The 16733-nt window shown below is 59.3% G+C and carries 14 protein-coding genes; 5 read left to right on the top strand and 9 right to left on the bottom strand.

What is annotated here, in order from left to right; genetic code table 11:
• Positions 1–45 precede the first annotated feature (45 nt).
• Positions 46–921 carry a DMT family transporter gene (locus ACYZTS_RS04685; protein WP_461994381.1) on the bottom strand — a complete coding sequence of 292 codons (876 nt, stop codon included), beginning with the start codon at positions 919–921 and terminating at the stop codon, positions 46–48.
• A gap of 125 nt (positions 922–1046) precedes the next feature.
• Here ACYZTS_RS04685 and ACYZTS_RS04680 point away from each other — a divergent pair, with 125 nt between their 5' ends.
• Together ACYZTS_RS04680 and ACYZTS_RS04675 are read left to right on the top strand one after the other, a co-directional pair.
• Complete coding sequence (locus ACYZTS_RS04680) at positions 1047–1352, top strand: PsiF family protein (RefSeq protein WP_028624641.1); 306 nt, start codon at positions 1047–1049, stop codon at positions 1350–1352.
• 241 nt (positions 1353–1593) lie between these two features.
• A complete protein-coding gene (locus ACYZTS_RS04675) occupies positions 1594–2607 on the top strand; it encodes an AI-2E family transporter (protein ID WP_028624640.1) in 1014 nt (337 codons plus the stop codon).
• A gap of 179 nt (positions 2608–2786) precedes the next feature.
• Here the strand turns inward: ACYZTS_RS04675 and ACYZTS_RS04670 are convergent, their stop codons facing one another.
• Positions 2787–4061, bottom strand: coding sequence for an Hsp70 family protein (locus ACYZTS_RS04670; RefSeq protein ID WP_461994379.1), 1275 nt, complete (start codon positions 4059–4061; stop codon positions 2787–2789).
• A 297-nt stretch (positions 4062–4358) separates the two neighbouring features.
• Here ACYZTS_RS04670 and ACYZTS_RS04665 point away from each other — a divergent pair, with 297 nt between their 5' ends.
• Both ACYZTS_RS04665 and ACYZTS_RS04660 read left to right on the top strand, forming a co-directional pair.
• Positions 4359–5309: a DnaJ C-terminal domain-containing protein gene (locus ACYZTS_RS04665; RefSeq protein WP_028623419.1), complete on the top strand. Its 951-nt coding sequence runs from the start codon at positions 4359–4361 to the stop codon at positions 5307–5309.
• A gap of 23 nt (positions 5310–5332) precedes the next feature.
• On the top strand, positions 5333–5641 hold the full coding sequence (locus tag ACYZTS_RS04660) for a chaperone modulator CbpM (RefSeq protein ID WP_028623420.1): 309 nt from the start codon (positions 5333–5335) through the stop codon (positions 5639–5641).
• Between the two features lie 20 nt (positions 5642–5661).
• On the opposite strand, the gene ACYZTS_RS04655 is transcribed toward ACYZTS_RS04660, so the two are convergent.
• A complete protein-coding gene (locus tag ACYZTS_RS04655) occupies positions 5662–6789 on the bottom strand; it encodes a sensor histidine kinase (RefSeq protein WP_461994376.1) in 1128 nt (375 codons plus the stop codon).
• A gap of 238 nt (positions 6790–7027) precedes the next feature.
• Between ACYZTS_RS04655 and ACYZTS_RS04650 the strand changes: the two genes are divergently transcribed.
• A complete protein-coding gene (locus ACYZTS_RS04650; protein ID WP_461994374.1) occupies positions 7028–12127 on the top strand; it encodes an NEL-type E3 ubiquitin ligase domain-containing protein in 5100 nt (1699 codons plus the stop codon).
• A 75-nt stretch (positions 12128–12202) separates the two neighbouring features.
• Here the strand turns inward: ACYZTS_RS04650 and ureC are convergent, their stop codons facing one another.
• The 6 genes from ureC to ACYZTS_RS04620 all read right to left on the bottom strand — a co-directional run bounded on the left by ureC (position 12203) and on the right by ACYZTS_RS04620 (position 16720).
• Positions 12203–13903: an urease subunit alpha gene (gene ureC / locus ACYZTS_RS04645; protein WP_461994372.1), complete on the bottom strand. Its 1701-nt coding sequence runs from the start codon at positions 13901–13903 to the stop codon at positions 12203–12205.
• A gap of 163 nt (positions 13904–14066) precedes the next feature.
• Positions 14067–14372 carry an urease subunit beta gene (locus ACYZTS_RS04640; RefSeq protein WP_461994370.1) on the bottom strand — a complete coding sequence of 102 codons (306 nt, stop codon included), beginning with the start codon at positions 14370–14372 and terminating at the stop codon, positions 14067–14069.
• Positions 14372–14905 (bottom strand): GNAT family N-acetyltransferase, encoded by a 534-nt coding sequence (locus ACYZTS_RS04635; RefSeq protein ID WP_461994368.1) that lies wholly within the window; start codon positions 14903–14905, stop codon positions 14372–14374. Before ACYZTS_RS04635 ends, ACYZTS_RS04640 begins: the two co-directional genes overlap by 1 nt.
• Before the next feature lie 6 nt (positions 14906–14911).
• A complete protein-coding gene (locus ACYZTS_RS04630; RefSeq protein ID WP_461994366.1) occupies positions 14912–15445 on the bottom strand; it encodes a GNAT family N-acetyltransferase in 534 nt (177 codons plus the stop codon).
• Positions 15446–15454: 9 nt separating this feature from the next.
• A complete protein-coding gene (locus tag ACYZTS_RS04625; protein WP_028623427.1) occupies positions 15455–15757 on the bottom strand; it encodes an urease subunit gamma in 303 nt (100 codons plus the stop codon).
• Positions 15758–15880: 123 nt separating this feature from the next.
• Positions 15881–16720 carry an urease accessory protein UreD gene (locus ACYZTS_RS04620; protein WP_461994363.1) on the bottom strand — a complete coding sequence of 280 codons (840 nt, stop codon included), beginning with the start codon at positions 16718–16720 and terminating at the stop codon, positions 15881–15883.
• Positions 16721–16733: the final 13 nt, after the last annotated feature.

Below are 16733 nucleotides of genomic sequence, written 5' to 3'. Positions count from 1 at the left end.
TCTGCTGCGCAGCCCGGCGGGAGCAAGCTCCCTGGCCACAGTTGATTACGCGCGGCCCAATACCGTCGTCCAGCGCTCCGAAAGAATCACACCGCCCAGCGTCAGCAGCCCGCCCACCAGGTGATACAGCGCCAGCTGTTCGTTAAGCACCACTGCCGCGATGAGCGCGGTAATCAACGGCAGCAGATTAAAAAACAGTGTGGTTCGGCTCGGTCCCAGACGCACCACCGCTTGCATCCACGCCAGCGGCGCTACCATCGAGGCCAGCAAACAGGCGTAAAGCACCAACGGAATGTTCTGCGAGGTCAGGCCGGTCTTCGCCGACAGGGCAAACAGCGGAAACAACACCACCACCGCCACCCACACCTGCAGATACAACAACACCAGCGGTGGCAGGCGCAGCTGCCATTTTTTCAATAACGTGCTGTAGATCGCATAGGCCAGGGTCGCGATCAGCATCATCGCGTCGCCCAGATTCACGCCGTGTTCGAGCAACACGCCGAGGCTGCCGGAGGACACCACCACCAACACGCCGATCAACGACAGCAGCGCTCCCGCCAATGCGCCTGCCGTCAGCCGTTGGCCGAGGCTGACTATGGCCATCGCCAGCGACATCAACGGCATCAGCGACAGGATGATGCCCATGTTGGTAGCCGACGTCAGTGACGCTGCGAAGTACGCCAGGCTTTGATACACCGCCATCCCCAACACGCCGAGGACAAAAATCTTGCCCAGGTTCGGGCGAATGGCTGGCCAGTGAGCGATCACAGGTCTGAGCATGAACGGCGTGAACAGCAATCCCGCCAGCAGCCAGCGGTAAAAACCGATCTCGGCGGGGAAGATCGCCCCGGCTGACATTTTGGTAATCACGGTGTTGCCGGCCCAGATGAAAATGGCCAGCAGTGGAAAAGCATATTGCATCAGAAATAGCCACAGCGTTAATGAGGGGCGATTATCCACTGTCTCGGCGATGGTGGTGTAACAAGCGTTGTCTACACTGCAAATCGAGGCCGCACTGCTCGGTGCGGCAACAAGGAGAAGACACCATGAAGATGTTGCGTGCCCCTTTGTTGATGATCGGTTTGCTGATGTGTGCCCAGGGTTTTGCCGCCACGGCCCAACAGAACAAGATGACCACTTGCAACGCTGACGCCACCGCGAAAAGCCTCAAGGGCGATGAGCGCAAGGCCTTCATGAGCACTTGCCTAAAGGCCGCGCCTGCGGCCAATGATGACAAGGTGTTGACCGCGCAGCAGCAGAAGATGAAAACCTGCAATGCCGATGCCGCGACCAAAGCGCTGAAGGGCGATGAGCGCAAGGCGTTCATGAGCGATTGTTTGAAGAAGAAATAACGTCAGGCTGGAACAGGCACGGGCTGTGAGGGCCTCATCGCGGGAAAGCCCGCTCCCACAGTTTTCAGTGTCGAGCAAAAAATGTGCAGGCACTCGAGATACCTGTGGGAGCGGGCTTGCCCGCGATGAGGCCTGAAAGAGCGCCGAAAGTCCCACCGAAGACGACCCACACAATTCCTAGTGCTCCCATCGGAACGCTGGCAGACTGCCAATCCTTTTACGCCGTTCGTTTTGAGGCTGTATGCCAACGTTTTCTCAACGCCAGGTTTTGCTGGTGATCAGTTGGGTCATCATCTTTGGTGGCTTGCTGCTGGTGCTTCCGCTTCGGTTATTACCCAGCCTGCTGGCCGGCTTGCTGGTGTTCGAACTGGTCAACATGCTTACTCCGCAGTTGCAGCGCTTGATCGAAGGTCGACGCGCGCGCTGGCTGGCGGTGGCATTGCTGGGCACCTTGGTAGTCAGCGCCCTGGCGTTGCTCTTCGCCGGCGCCATCAGCTTTCTGCTGCACGAGGCCGAAAACCCTGGGGCTTCACTCGACAAATTCATGGTCGTGGTCGATCGGGCGCGCGGGCAACTGCCGCCGTTCATTGATGCCTACCTCCCTGCCAGCGCCGCCGAATTTCGCGTAGCCATAGGCGAATGGATGAGCAAGCACCTCAGCGATCTGCAACTGGTCGGCAAGGATGCCGCGCACATGTTTGTGACGTTGCTGATCGGTATGGTGCTCGGCGCAATCATCGCCCTGCAGCGCGTGCCGGACCTGACCAAACGTAAACCGCTGGCGGCCGCGCTGTTCGATCGTCTGCACCTGCTGGTCCAGGCCTTTCGCAATATCGTGTTTGCGCAGATCAAGATTTCCCTGCTCAACACCTTCTTCACCGGGATTTTCCTGGCGGTGGTGTTGCCGATGCTTGGCATCAAGTTGCCGCTGACCAAAACCCTGATCGTGCTGACGTTCCTGCTCGGCCTGCTGCCGGTTATCGGCAACCTGATCTCGAACACGCTGATCACGATTGTCGGTTTGTCGCTGTCGATCTGGGTCGCGGTGGCGGCGCTGGGCTACCTGATTGTTATCCACAAGCTCGAATACTTTCTCAACGCGCGGATTGTCGGCGGGCAGATCAGTGCCAAGTCGTGGGAGTTGCTCTTGGCGATGCTGGTGTTCGAGGCCGCATTCGGCCTGCCGGGAGTCGTGGCAGGGCCGATTTATTATGCGTATCTGAAAAGCGAGCTTAAACAGGTGGGGATGGTTTGATCGAGTGATCCATTGTGGTGATGGATAATTGTGGCGAGGGGATTTATCCCCGTCGGACTGCAAAGCAGTCCCTGCATTTCTTCAGGATTACTGAGTGAATGGTTTTAGGACTGCTGCGCAGTCCAACGGGGATAAATCCCCTCGCCACAAGGGATCCCCGTCACTACAGGGTGTTGGAGTCAATCCATCGGGCCGTAACGCTTGGCGGCTTCAATCGCCAAACCGCTGCCGATGCTGCCAAAGATGTTGCCTTCCACATGCCGCGCGTTCGGCAACATCGCCGAGACACTGTTGCGCAGTGCCGGAATCCCGCTCGAACCACCGGTAAAGAACACCGTGTCGACCTGATCCACGCGCACATTGGCGTCGGTCAGCAACCGGGTCACGCTGTTGCGCACGCGCTCCAGCAGGTTGTCGATGGCCGACTCGAACAGCGCCCGGCTCAGCTCCACGCTCAGCCCCGGCTCGATGCGGTCCAGCGGCACGTGGCGACTGTCGGCGTGGGTCAGCTGGATCTTGGTTTCTTCCACTTCCATGGCCAGCCAGTGCCCGGCGCGTTGCTCGATCAACTTGAACAGACGGTCGATGCCGCCGGTGTCTTCGATGTCGTAGCGCATGCTGCCCAAGGCCAGGGTAGATTTCTGCGAGTACACCGAGTTGATGGTGTGCCAGGTCGCCAGGTTCATGTGGTGGCTGGTCGGCATGTACGCGCCGCTCTTCATCCGGCTGCCATAACCGAACAGCGGCATCAGGCCTTGCAGGCTCAATTGCTTGTCGAAATCGGTACCGCCGATGTGTACGCCGCCGGTGGCGAGGATGTCGTCATGACGGTTGTCATAGTGGCGCCGCTCGGGCGACAGCCGCACCAGGGAAAAGTCGGAGGTACCGCCGCCAATGTCGACGATCAGCACCAGCTCTTCTTTCTCAATGGTCGACTCGTAGTCGAAGGCTGCTGCGATCGGTTCGTACTGGAATGACACGTCCTTGAAACCGATGGTACGGGCCACATCGACCAAGGTGTTCTCGGCTTCCTGGTCGGCCATTTCATCGTCGTCGACGAAAAACACCGGGCGGCCCAACACCACTTCCTCGAACTCGCGACCGGCCGCGGTTTCGGCACGCAGCTTCAACTGGCCGATAAACAACCCGAGCAGATCCTTGAACGGCATGGCCGTGCCGAGGACGCTGGTGTCGTGCTTGATCAGTTTGGAACCCAGCAGGCTCTTGAGCGAGCGCATCAGCCGGCCTTCGTAGCCTTCCAGGTATTCGTGCAGCGCCAGGCGGCCGTACACCGGGCGGCGTTCTTCCATGTTGAAGAAGACCACCGATGGCAGAGTGATCTTGTCGTCCTCCAGCGCGATCAGCGTTTCCATGCCGGGGCGCAGCCAGCCGACGGTGGAGTTGGATGTGCCGAAGTCGATACCGCAGGCACGGGCTGGAGATGCGTTCTTCATGTCTTTCGGGTTCCGGTTAAAAAACGGCCGCGCAGTGTATGTCAGTGCGGCACAGATTCGAAGGCCGACTATCCGCTAAATCACTCACAAGCGCCTTGATAAGATGGGCGGATGCCCCAAACTTGTCTGCATTGGCTCTGGCAGCCATCGGGCGGTCGCAAGAACCACCCGCCGCTGCCGATAAACTTCTGCTGCGCCGCCCGGTCACACCCTTGAGATCGGTCAATCCAGACACCGCCAAACAAGAGCATGCTGTACCTGGCTGCGCGATTTCGATAATGGATGGTGATTCCCACGATGGACTTCAAAGACTATTACAAGATTCTCGGTGTGGAACCGACCGCGGACGATAAGACCATCAAGGCCGCTTATCGCAAACTTGCGCGCAAATACCACCCCGATGTCAGCAAGGAAAAAGACGCCGAGTCCAAGTTCAAGGACGCGTCGGAGGCCTATGAGGCGCTGAAAAGTGCCGACAAGCGCGCCGAATATGACGACCTGCGCAAGTATGGTCAGCATGGCCAGCCTTTCCAGGGCCCGCCCGGGTGGCAAGGTCGCGGTGCAGGCGGATTCGGTGGTGGTCAGGACACGGGCGATTTTTCGGACTTTTTCAGTTCGATCTTCGGCAGCCGTGGGCCGGGCTTCAATGGTGGTGGAGAGTCGCGTCGCAGCACCGGACGTAGAGGGCAAGACGTGGAAATGGAATTAGCGGTTTTTCTCGAAGAGACTCTGGCGAACGAATCCAAGAAGGTTACGTTCCAGGTGCCGCAGTACAACGCTGCCGGCCAGCATGTGAGCAACACCACCAAAAGCCTCAACGTGAAGATTCCGGCCGGCGTGACCGACGGCGAGCGCATCCGCCTCAAGGGGCAGGGTGCGCCCGGCATTGGTGGCGGGGCGAACGGCGATTTGTACCTGATTATCCGTTTCGCGCCGCATCCCAAGTTCGACGTCGAAGGCGAAAACCTGATCATCACCTTGCCGCTGGCGCCGTGGGAATTGGCCCTGGGCGCTGAAGTGGCGGTGCCGACGCTGACCGGCAAGATCAACCTCAAGGTGCCGGCCGGCAGCCAGAATGGCCAGCGTATGCGCGCCAAAGGTCACGGCTTGCTGAACAAAGCGGGCGAACGTGGCTACCTGTTCGTGCAGCTCAAGGCCGTCATGCCGAAAACTGCAGACGATGAGGTCAAGGCGTTATGGCAGGAGCTGGCCCGCAAAGCCGCGTTCAATCCGCGGGAAAATTTCTGATCGAAGACACGGAGTAGCCCGTTATGAGCAACCCCCTGATCGTTCAACTGGACATGGCAGAGTTCTGCGAGGCGTCGGATCTGTCGGACGTTTACGTGATCGAAATCGTCGAACACGGGATTCTGGAGCCGCAGGGCACAGAGCCCAAGGATTGGCGTTTTAACGATTTGGAGCTGGCGCTGGCCAAGCGTGCCGCCAAGTTGCGGCACGACCTGGAGCTGGAATGGGAAGGGGTTGCGCTCGCGCTTGACCTGCTCGAAGAGGTTCAGCAGCTGCGGGCCGAAAACAGCATGCTCAAGCAGCGGTTGGGGCGGTTGGTGGTGGATCTGTAATTCCTGCGGGCATTTGTTGTTCAGATTCTGCGGGGCAATATCACTGTAAACAGCGTGCCATCGGTCTCGTTCGAGCTCACGGCGATCGAGCCTTTGTGCGCGTTGACCACTTCCTTGACGATGAACAGACCCAGACCCAAACTGGTGGACGGTTGTCCCGGCTCTTCATCCGCGCTGCGCACCAGCGGATCGAAAATCGTGCCAATGGCTTCTTCGGGGATGGGGGTGCCGAAGTTGTGCACCTCGAGACGAACCGTGTCGGCCTCACCGGTCAGCGTCAGCGTTACCTCGCGTTTGCTCGCACCGTGCTGCAAGGCATTGCCGATCAGGTTCTGCAGCAACTGGCTGAGCCGTCCGTCATCCCAAACGCCTCGGGTGTCGCCGTGCACGGTCAGCGTCGGATCACACTCGGGGTTGCCGGCGCAGGCTTCGGCAATCGCCGCATGCGCGGTGTCGGCCAGGTCCATCGGTAAAGGCTGGATCGGCAAACTCTTGCCCAGACGACTGCGCACCAGCTCCAGCAAATCACCCACCATTACCGCCATGTGCCGCGCACCGCGCTTGATGTTGATCGCACAGGCGAGCGCATCGCCTTCGAGCGTGATTTTGCGCATGAGCAATTCGGTGGACATGCTGACTGCTTGCAGCGGTGCACGCAGATCGTGGCCGAGGATGGCCAGAAAAATGTCGCGGGAATGATTGACCTGTTCAGCATAGGCAGCCGTCGATTCGGCGAGGGCTTCGTCGATCGCTTCATTGAAACGGATCATGTCCTGAAAATAGGCCATGTCCGGAGATTTCAGGTCATTGACCCACAGGCGAATCACGCAGGCACGCAAATGGCGGAATTCGCTGGTCATCTGCACCAGATCGAAGCCCACGGTGTGTCGCAGCTCACCATGGCTGGCACTGGCTTCATACAGACTTGGGGTTTTTTCGACGCCTTCGCCTTTGGCTTTGGCGAGTTGCTCGCTGGCCGTTTGCGCGGTGTTCATGTCCCGCGCGGCCGCCAGCAAAATGGCTTTGGCGTGATCGCGCAGGGCCTCACGATCCATGGTGTCTGCCGCCGGGGTGATGGTTTTGGCGAATTGCTCCCATTCATCGACGATACGGTCTACGTGTTGCCGGATGAAATCGGGAAGGCGCATGGGAGTTCCTGAGCATGCTGAATGTCGCACATGGTAGCTCCTTTGGCCCGGAAAAAAACCTCCGGCGAGCGGGCGGCATACTGAACAAGATTCAGTGCGGTACAGATATATATTCATCCGCCTGTTTTTCGAAACGTGCAGGCGTTTTATGTGGGGTGCATGAGCAGTTATTCGCGCTTTTGTTTTGGTGGACTTTGAATAGGCTAGGCCTTCAATTAACCACCCCAAGGTATATCCAGTGTCTGAAGTGCAAGGAAGCAACTCGACCGACATTTCGTCCGAGCCCACTATCGACAAAAGTATCCATGAGCATCGCGTTATCAGCGTCATACCCGATGCAGTAAAAAGTGCATCGCCTGCCCTGCTTGAACCCGTTCTGAAGCTCAACGCTACGACGCCCGATTGGTACAGCAAAGCCTCAGTCGGCGATAAGCAGAACCTCAAGGTGTTGATCGACGACCACTGGCGATTGCAGGGGGAAATGAACACAGCCCTGCTTGACCTGCAAAGTGACATTGATGTTTTTGCCAAGCCGTCACTGGCAGCCTCGTTAAAGGAAAACTTCAATATTGTTGAAGACTCCGAAACGTTGTCTTTGAAGTTGTATGTTCCGGACACGATTATTTTTGGCCTGGATACCGGCGCCAATCACATGCGGCACAGTTCATTGCTTGCCGCAGCGCTGCACAACTTCGAAGAACCGGAAACCGAAGCAGATGCGTTCAGAAGCGGGTCAGGGGTATTTCGTAATGACGCGCAAGGCAATCCCCTGCGCATCGACGAAATCACCCCGCAACGGTTTGCCGGTATTTGCCGCGAGCTCGACATCGGCAAGCAATATCAAACGCACATCAAAGCGCAGTTGCAGTCGCAGGATCCCGCTGCCCAACGCGCTTTGCAGGCGTGCTCGATCGCCAGTGAGAAAGCCGCGTTCAGAATGGCTGCACTCATTGCTCGTCTGAAAGGCGATGTCAGCGCTTCTGGCTACGATTGCCTTCGCGAAGTCGTCGAAGGTAAATCGGAGCTGACCTTGTCCGGTCGTCCGCTGCTCAACCATCGTTTGTCGTTGATGGGTTTCAAGATGAGCGGGATTGTTTTGTTCAGTGCCGTGAGTGAACCGTCGGAGGTCAAAAAAGCTATCGAAGCACTGACGCCCCAAGGCCTGAAGTTCTGGCTCGACTGGTCCCGTCGCCTGCCGTTCTTGCCCGGCGACAAATATTCGCAATTCAAATTTCTTCAAAATTTCTTTGCCAATGGCCCTCAGGGCGTCGTCGAAGACATGTTGCGCAAGGACGATATCTATCAACAGACCCGCCTGAGCGGTTCCTTGATCGCCTACATACCCGATGATCCGGACCAACCGCTGAAAGAGTACGCCTCGTTGGCGGACTTCATGAAAATCTTGCTCAGCCAGTTGCGCACCCCGCAGTATCAGGAATTCTTCAGCCGCTTCGTCGAGCAGAAGGACAAAGGGCGATTTTTCTCCCGGGTCAACGAGCGCTTGAAGACTGTCACCTGGCAGCAGCGCGAACCGCTGGATATGGGGCCGTGGTGGCGCGAAACCGCGATCGAAAACCCCAATGCAGAACCGATCACCAACATTCTTGAAGGTGACCTGTGGCGCACGCTGTTCCTGCTGCGACGTGGCAAGGCCATCGCCGATGCCCGACGCATTGCGGTGCCTACCGGCGATGAAGACGCAGCCACCCGCTGGAAGCGCCTGACCAGTGTGCTGGAGATCGGCTGGAACATATTCAACTTCGGCGCGATGCTGGTGCCCGGTCTGGGTGAGGCAATGCTGGGCATCATGGTCGGGCAAATGCTCGCGGAGCTGGCCGAAGGCGTCGAGGACTGGAGCAACGGCGATAAAGAACAAGCGTCGGCGTACTTCACGGGCGTGTTGATCAACTTCGCTCAACTGGCGCTGATGGGGGCGGGGCACGTGCTGCCGGAGAAGGTCGTGCCGATCAAGCCGTCGCCGTTTGTGGAGCAGCTCAAACCGGTGCAGATTAACGGTGAAGAGCGGCTGTGGAATCCCGACCTCAAAGCTTACGAGCATGCCACCGTGCTGCCCGAAACCGCCCAGGCGAATCGCCTGGGAATTTATCAACACGAGGGGCGGGATGTATTGCCGCTGGATGACAAACATTATGCGGTCAGCCACGACATAGAGTCTGGGCAGCATCGCTTGCAACATCCGACCCGACCGGGTGCCTATCAGCCCGTTGTCGAGCACAACGGTGCGGGGGCCTGGAAAACCGAAGTCGACCAGCCGCTGACCTGGGACAAGGCACGTCTGGCCCAACGCTTCAATGCCTGCGCTGAGCCATGGCCCGCCGAAACGCAGGAGCAGATCCATACGGTGGCCGGTGTTTCGGAAGACGTTCTGCGTCGTCTGCATGTGGAACTTGAAAGGCCACCCGTCATGCTGGCCGATACGGCCAAGCGTTTCCGTCTATATGCGCAAGCCGGCGAAGTCAGCGAGCAGATATTGGCCGGCCAGCCACCCGAAACGCTGATGGACGAAATAACCAGCCTGATGACCGATTTGCCTCGCTGGCCGCAAAACAGGGCCGTCGAAATTTTCGAAGGGGCTGAGTTGAGCGGCGATTCAACCGTCATTGGCAACATTGACGCCGCGCCCGCAGACCGCATCACGCTGACCCGAAGCGAATTTTGCGCCGGTGAGTTGCCGCGTCGAACGCTGGAAATTTTGAGTGAGAAGGAAATTCATGACTTGCTCGGGCAGGCAATCTCCACTGACAAAAACGTGCGCATCCAGGCGTTGAAAGAGCGAGTGGCCAGTGACGCCGTCAAACAACGCAAGCGCCTGTTCGAGTCCTTGTACAACCAGCAGGAGGCCTCGGCGGGGACGCCACATCACCGACTGGCCAATGCCTACCCCGACCTCCCCGATGCTGTCGTGCAACAACTGATGGCCGACGCTACCCCGGCGGATCTCCAGCATCTTGAGCAAAAGCCGAGCCTTCCCCTGCGTTTTCACGAACAGGCGCGCAAGGCTAAGCAGCAGGTGCGCGTGAGTCGTGCCTATGAAGGGTTATACCTTGATGGCCTGGAAAATAACGACACGCGCAGGCTGGAACTGGCGTCGCTGGCAAACCTGCCGGGGTGGTCGAATGATGTCCGAATCGAAATTCGGGCGTTTTCTTTCACCGGGGAACTGAAAGCCAGTGTGGGCCCGGAAAACGCGCCGATTCGTAAAGTACTGGTGCTGGAAGACGAGGGCAGCTATCAGGCGCGCGATGAGTCAAACCAGCATTTGCACGGTTCTGACGATTTTTACGCCTCGCTGTTGCGGGCGTTGCCGGACGACGAACGCAAGGCGCTGGGTTACGACATCTACGAAAGCGAGCGGCTCAAGCTCGACCTGCAACGTTCGCCCCTTGAACGGGAACGGTTCGAAGCAATTCTGGATGAGCATCCGGATCGAAAGCCAGCCTATGACCCTGACAAGATGCGCCTTCGAGGCGGAATGCAGGGGTATCGACAACTGGTCGACGAGCCTATGCTCAGGCAGCGGGTCCGAGCCCTATATCCGGCTTTCTCCGATGAGGAGGTCAGCTCGTTGATCAGTGGGTTCGGCGACGAGGCGCACGCGCGCGTGGCGGCCCTGCAAACCGAGTTCAACGAGTTGAACCGTTCGCTGCAGCGATGGATGAATTCTCCGACCATCTCCTTCCGCTTCAGCCCTGCGGGCGTGGCTGAGTGGCAGTCGCGAGATCGACTTTACAGATTGATCAGGCAGTGTTGGCAGAGGACAGGGCCGGCAGGGGTCGATGCACCAGGCATCATTGGCGCGCAAAGCCTGATCCTGGATGGCCTGCCTATGAGCCGGCACCTTGCCAGTTTCCCCAAGCTTGCCGCCAACTTTGACCATGTGACGAGTTTGAGCATACGTGACGGTAATCTGCTGAGTAGCCAGGTGCAGTTTCTTGAGCCGTTCCGCAACCTGCGCTCGCTGGACCTTGGGCATAATTTGTTGACGGGCGTGCCGCCGATCATTGGCAACCTGCCCCATCTGAACGAATTGATGCTGGGCTACAACCACATCGTGCTGACGCCGCAAGCGGTTACACGCCTGCGCGGGCTGACGCGCATGAGAGCCATGGGCTTGCAACGAAACCCCTTGGGGCTCGTGCCTGATATCAGCCAAATGCCTGAGCTTCAACTGATCAATCTCGAGCAGACAGGCATTAATCGTTGGCCCCCCGGGCTGTTCAGCCAGTCGCGGTCACGGCATATCAGCGTGATTCTTCGCGACAACCGCCTGACCGAAATTCCAGAGGTTGCCCCTGGCTCATTTCGCGCAGAGTTGCTCGCCCGCACCATCGTCAGCCGCGAAGCCGAGTGGATGCCGGCCGATGTTCTGGAGCAGCTGCGGCTTTATACCGAGTCGGTCGGCCTGGACCCGGACCGCTCTTATCCACCGCTAGGACTGGTAGACAGCCTGAACTGGGGGGAGGGCATGAGTGAGGAGCTTCTCAAGGAAAAGATACCCATCTGGGACAGTCTTGAAGATGAATTCAACTCCGAAGCGTTCTTCAATGAAATCCGAATGCTGACCCAATCGGCCGACTTCATGGCGAGTGATGTGAGCTACCGGGCCGCATTGACCGCCAAGGTGTGGCGAATGCTCGAAGCCATGAGCGAAAACGCCGAACTGCGCGAGCAGCTGTTTGCAGAGGCGGTTGTGCCTTCCGAATGCGGCGACGGCGGGGTGCAGTTGTTCAACGCTCTAGGCGTCAAGGTCTTGGTGCACGAGGCCTACGCGCTGCAGAATCCAGCACTCGTCGAAGCACAGCTGGTGGAACTCGCCAGAGGCAAGTCGCGCCTGAATGAGCTGGGCGCCATCGCCCGCAGCCGCGTTTCCGATCGAATTGCACAGGGCGAAACGTTCAGGCGAGTTGCCGCCAACGGTGACGTCACCGGCAACATTGACGAAGTGGAGGTGCATCTGGCGTATATGACTGAGCTCGCCGAGCGTCTCGATTTGCCTTGGCAGGCGCGGGGCATGCTCTTCAGAAACATGGCTCGGGTGACTCATGAGATGATTGACGCGGCCGAGGCAAGGGTGCTGGCGCTAGAGGCTGGCGACTTGCTGGTGGACCGGATACTTGAGCAGCCTTTCTGGCAGACTTACCTGGAGAACGCCTATCGCCAGGAATTCAATGACCTGGCTCTCAGGATGGAAGGCGAGGATGAAATGGCGCAGTTCACGGCTATCAAAGCGCTGGAGAAAACCCTGACGAAGCAAGCCATTGAGCGTGCGAAGCTTCAGAGAACCGAAGTCCCGTTTGCAGTGCAATCGGCGGGCTGATTTCCGTTTCAGGCGGCCCCGAAGGCGACAGTGCTTTCGGGGCTTTTTTGTGCCTGTTCCAGCGGTTTCCAGAGGTCAGAACAGGAAATAACGCTGCGCCATGGGCAGCACGTCGGCGGGTTCGCACCACAGCAAAACCCCGTCGGCTTTGACCTGGTACGTCTGTGGATCGACGTCGATGTCTGGCAAATAGTCGTTGTGAATCAGATCGGTTTTCTGCACGTCACGGCAGCCTTTGACCACGGCGATTTTCTTCTTCAACCCCAACGTTTCCGGCAGCCCTGCCTCCCGCGCGGCCTGACTGATGAAGGTCAGGCTGGTGGCATGCAGCGAGCCGCCGTAACTGGCGAACATCGGGCGATAGTGCACCGGTTGCGGCGTCGGGATCGAGGCGTTGGCGTCACCCATCAGGCTTGCGGCAATGGCGCCGCCCTTGAGGATCAGCGTCGGTTTGACACCGAAGAACGCTGGGCGCCAGAGCACCAGATCGGCCCATTTGCCCACTTCTATCGAGCCCACTTCGTGGCTGATGCCGTGGGTAATTGCCGGGTTGATGGTGTATTTGGCGATGTAGCGTTTCGCGCGAAAGTTGTCGTTGCCCTCACCATCGCCAGGCAGCGGGCCGCGTTGTTTTTTCATTTTGTCAGCGGTCTGCCAGGTGCGCGTGATGACTTCGCCGACACGGCCCATGGCCTGGCTGTCGGAACTGATCATCGAGAACGCGCCGAGGTCGTGCAGGATGTCTTCGGCGGCGATGGTTTCGCGGCGAATGCGGCTTTCGGCGAAGGCCACGTCTTCGGCAATGCTCGGGTCGAGGTGGTGACACACCATCAGCATGTCGAGGTGTTCGTCGATGGTGTTGCGGGTGAACGGTCGGGTCGGGTTGGTCGAACTCGGCAGCACGTTGGGGAAGCCGCAGGCCTTGATAATGTCGGGTGCATGGCCGCCGCCCGCGCCTTCGGTGTGATAGGTGTGGATGGTCCGGCCCTTGAAGGCGCCGAGGGTGGTTTCGACGAAGCCGGATTCGTTGAGCGTGTCGGTGTGGATGGCGACCTGTACGTCGTACTCGTCAGCTACGTTCAGGCAATTGTCGATGCTCGCCGGTGTGGTGCCCCAGTCCTCATGGAGCTTGAGGCCGATGGCACCGGCCTTGACCTGTTCAATCAACGGTCCCGGCAGGCTGGCGTTGCCCTTGCCGGTGAGGCCAATGTTCATCGGGAACGCATCAGCGGCCTGAAGCATGCGCGCCAGGTGCCACGGGCCGGAAGTGCAGGTGGTCGCGTTGGTGCCGGTGGCCGGGCCGGTGCCGCCGCCGATCATGGTGGTGACGCCGCTCATCAGCGCTTCTTCGATCTGCTGCGGGCAGATGAAGTGAATGTGGGTGTCGATGCCGCCGGCGGTGAGGATCATGCCTTCTCCGGCGATCACTTCGGTGCCCGCGCCGATGGCGATGGTGACGTTCGGCTGCACGTCGGGATTACCCGCCTTACCGATGCCGGCAATCCGCCCGTCCTTGAGTCCGATGTCGGCTTTGACGATGCCCCAATGGTCGATGATCAGCGCGTTGGTGATCACTGTGTCGACGACGTCGGCGGCGAGGAGCTGGCTTTGCCCCTGACCGTCGCGGATGACTTTGCCGCCACCGAATTTCACTTCTTCACCGTAGGTGGTGAAGTCTTTTTCGACTTCGATCCACAGCTCCGTATCGGCCAGGCGAACCTTGTCGCCGACGGTGGGGCCGAACATGTCGGCGTAGGCTTGTCTTGAGATTTTCATGCGCATGCCTTGAGATTCAATTGTTTTTGAGACCGCTCGCGTTGCTCGCTATCGCCAGCAAGCCGGCTCCTACAGGGGATCGCATTTCAGCCGCATATCAGCATTGGAATGATTTTGTAGGAGCCGGCTTGCTGGCGATGGGGCCATACAGGCACTGCATGATTCAAAGATCACCCATGATCCGCCCGGCAAACCCGAACACCCGGCGCTGCCCGGCGTAATCCACCAGTTCGACCTCACGACTCTGCCCCGGCTCGAAGCGCACGGCGGTACCGGCGGGGATGTTCAGGCGCATGCCGCGGCTGGCTGCGCGATCGAACGTCAGGGCGTCATTGGTTTCGAAAAAATGATAATGCGAGCCGACCTGGATCGGCCGGTCACCACTGTTGGCCACTTTCAGGCTGATCGTTCGGCGGCCAACGTTGAGTTCGATGTCGCCGGGCTGGATCCGGAATTCGCCGGGAATCATCAATGGGCTCCTTGCAGGATTTTGTAATAGAGCGCGGTCGGTTTGTACTGGCCGCTCGGGTCGCAGGCGTAGTCGGGAATTTCACCCGCGCGGGTGTAGCCCAAGGCCTTGTAGAAATCTTCCGCGGGTGAGCCGGCTTCGGTATCAAGAAACAGCATTCCACGTTTTTGCTGCAGCGCCGCAGTCTCAAGCGCGGTCATCAACTGCTGGCCCAATCCGCGTCGACGCGCCTGTTCACGCACCAGCAGTTTTTGCACTTCGGCGCGGTTCAACCCGTTGGCTTTGTGACACAGCGCCAGTTGCACACTCGCCTGCACCTGTTCGTCCTTGACCACCACCCACAGCAGCACGTTGCCCGTGTTGAGGTTGTCCTGGACGTCATCGAAATAGGCGCGGGCCTGAGCCGCGTCGAGATCGGCCATGAAGCCGACGCTCGCGCCATAACCGACGGCGTCGAGCAGCAGATCAATCAGGCCCTGACGATAATGCGCAAAGCTTTCAGCGTTGACGCGGCGCAGTTGGGCATCGTTCATCGCACGTTACTCCTTGCTGGCGGGCGGGGGTTCGGCGCCAGGGTCGAGGGTCAATTGCATGAAGGTCAGGTCAAGCCAGCGCCCGAACTTGGTGCCCACCTGGGGCATCTGTCCGGTGGTGATAAAACCGGCGCGTTCGTGCAGATGAATAGAGGCGGCGTTGCCGCTTTCAATAGCGGCGACCATCACGTGTTTGTCGCAGTGCCTGGCGCGTTCGATCAGCACGGTCATCAATTGCGGACCGAGACCGTTGCCGCGTTGATCGCTGCGCACGTACACCGAGTGTTCGACGGTGTGGCGAAAGCCGTCGAAGGGGCGCCAGTCACCAAATGAAGCGTAGCCCAACACGGCATCGTCACCGTCGACGATCACCAGAATCGGATAGCCCTGAGACTGCCGGGCGCTGAACCAGGCCTGACGGTTGCCCAGGTCAACGGCCTGTTCGTTCCAGATGGCCGTGGTGTTGAGCACGGCATCGTTGTAGATATCGCGGATCGCCGGCAGGTCGGCGTGCAGCGCATCGCGGATGTGGTAAGTCATGGCGCGGCCTCAGGCGATCGGTTGGTGGACGGTGACCAGTTTGGTGCCGTCGGGAAAAGTCGCCTCGACCTGAATCTCCGGGATCATTTCCGGGATGCCTTGCATCACCTGCTCGCGGGTCAGCAGGGTAGTGCCGAAGTGCATCAGTTGGGCGACGGTCTGACCGTCGCGAGCACCTTCGAGAAGCGCTGCGGAAATGTACGCCATCGCTTCCGGATAATTGAGTTTCACGCCGCGTGCCAAACGCCGCTCGGCAACGAGGCCGGCGGTGAATATCAGCAGCTTGTCTTTTTCGCGTGGGGTCAGGTCCATCGTTGGAATCCATCTGGGCAGTAAAAAATTCAACGTGTAAACATAACCTGTAGGAGCCGGCTTGCTGGCGATAGCGGTCTTACTGACGCCATCGCCAGCAAGCCGGCTCCTACGGGATAGGTGTCACGTGCTCCATATTCTGGGTGCTACGGCTTCCCGGCCGAGTAACGCAGGCCTGAGCAAACGCCACAAATCGATCAGCCAGCCTCGCGCCAACAGCGCTTCGCTGGCCAGGCAACGGGCGACGAGCAAGCCTGGCAGCTGGGTCAGATCGCCGCGCACATCATTGTTCAGCGAGCGGCATTGCTCGAGTAAATCGGCATCAATCTCCCCCGTCACCAACAACGTTGCAAACACCGGTTGGCCATCCAGGCCGATCGGTGAATCGAGCAGTCCGTCCGCCCCGACAATGCGCTGACGTTCGTGCCAGAGCAACTGGCCGTCGTGGCGGATTTGCAGGTGCGCCTGGAAATGCCCGCGATCGAAACGCTCGCCACTGGCCGGTCGACCCAGTGCCACGACGTCCCAGTAGAACAGCCGCGCGTCACCTTCCAGCTCGATGCTCGTACTGAGTTCAGCCTGAGCGGCGCTGAAGATGATCGTCTCCTGTGGCAGCCATTCCAGCGTCGCGCCTTCGGCAACTTTGAGGGTTAGTTGCTGATAGGCCGCCCCGGCCGCGCGATACCACTTGGCCGCGCCGGGGCTGGTGATTTGCGCCCAGGCATCGGCGCCGACGTGCGCCGAGATGTCCAGCCGATCGCCTCCGGCAATGCCGCCGGGCGGGTGGACGATGATGTGCTGGCAGACTTGTGGCCCTTCGGCATACAGATGTTTCTGCACGCGCAACGGGCCTTGATGCCGACGCAGGACCGGGCGCGTACTGTCGCCGAATCGGGCGTAGCCGAGCTCCAGTTCGGCGTGCCAGCTTGGAGTAAACAGGGCAGTGGATACAGGTAAATTCATGATTTCCGTGCTG

The sequence above is a fragment of the Pseudomonas sp. TMB3-21 genome (assembly GCF_054898145.1).
Note: the sequence above shows the minus strand (reverse complement) of the source record. Positions and strands in the feature narration are given on the sequence as shown.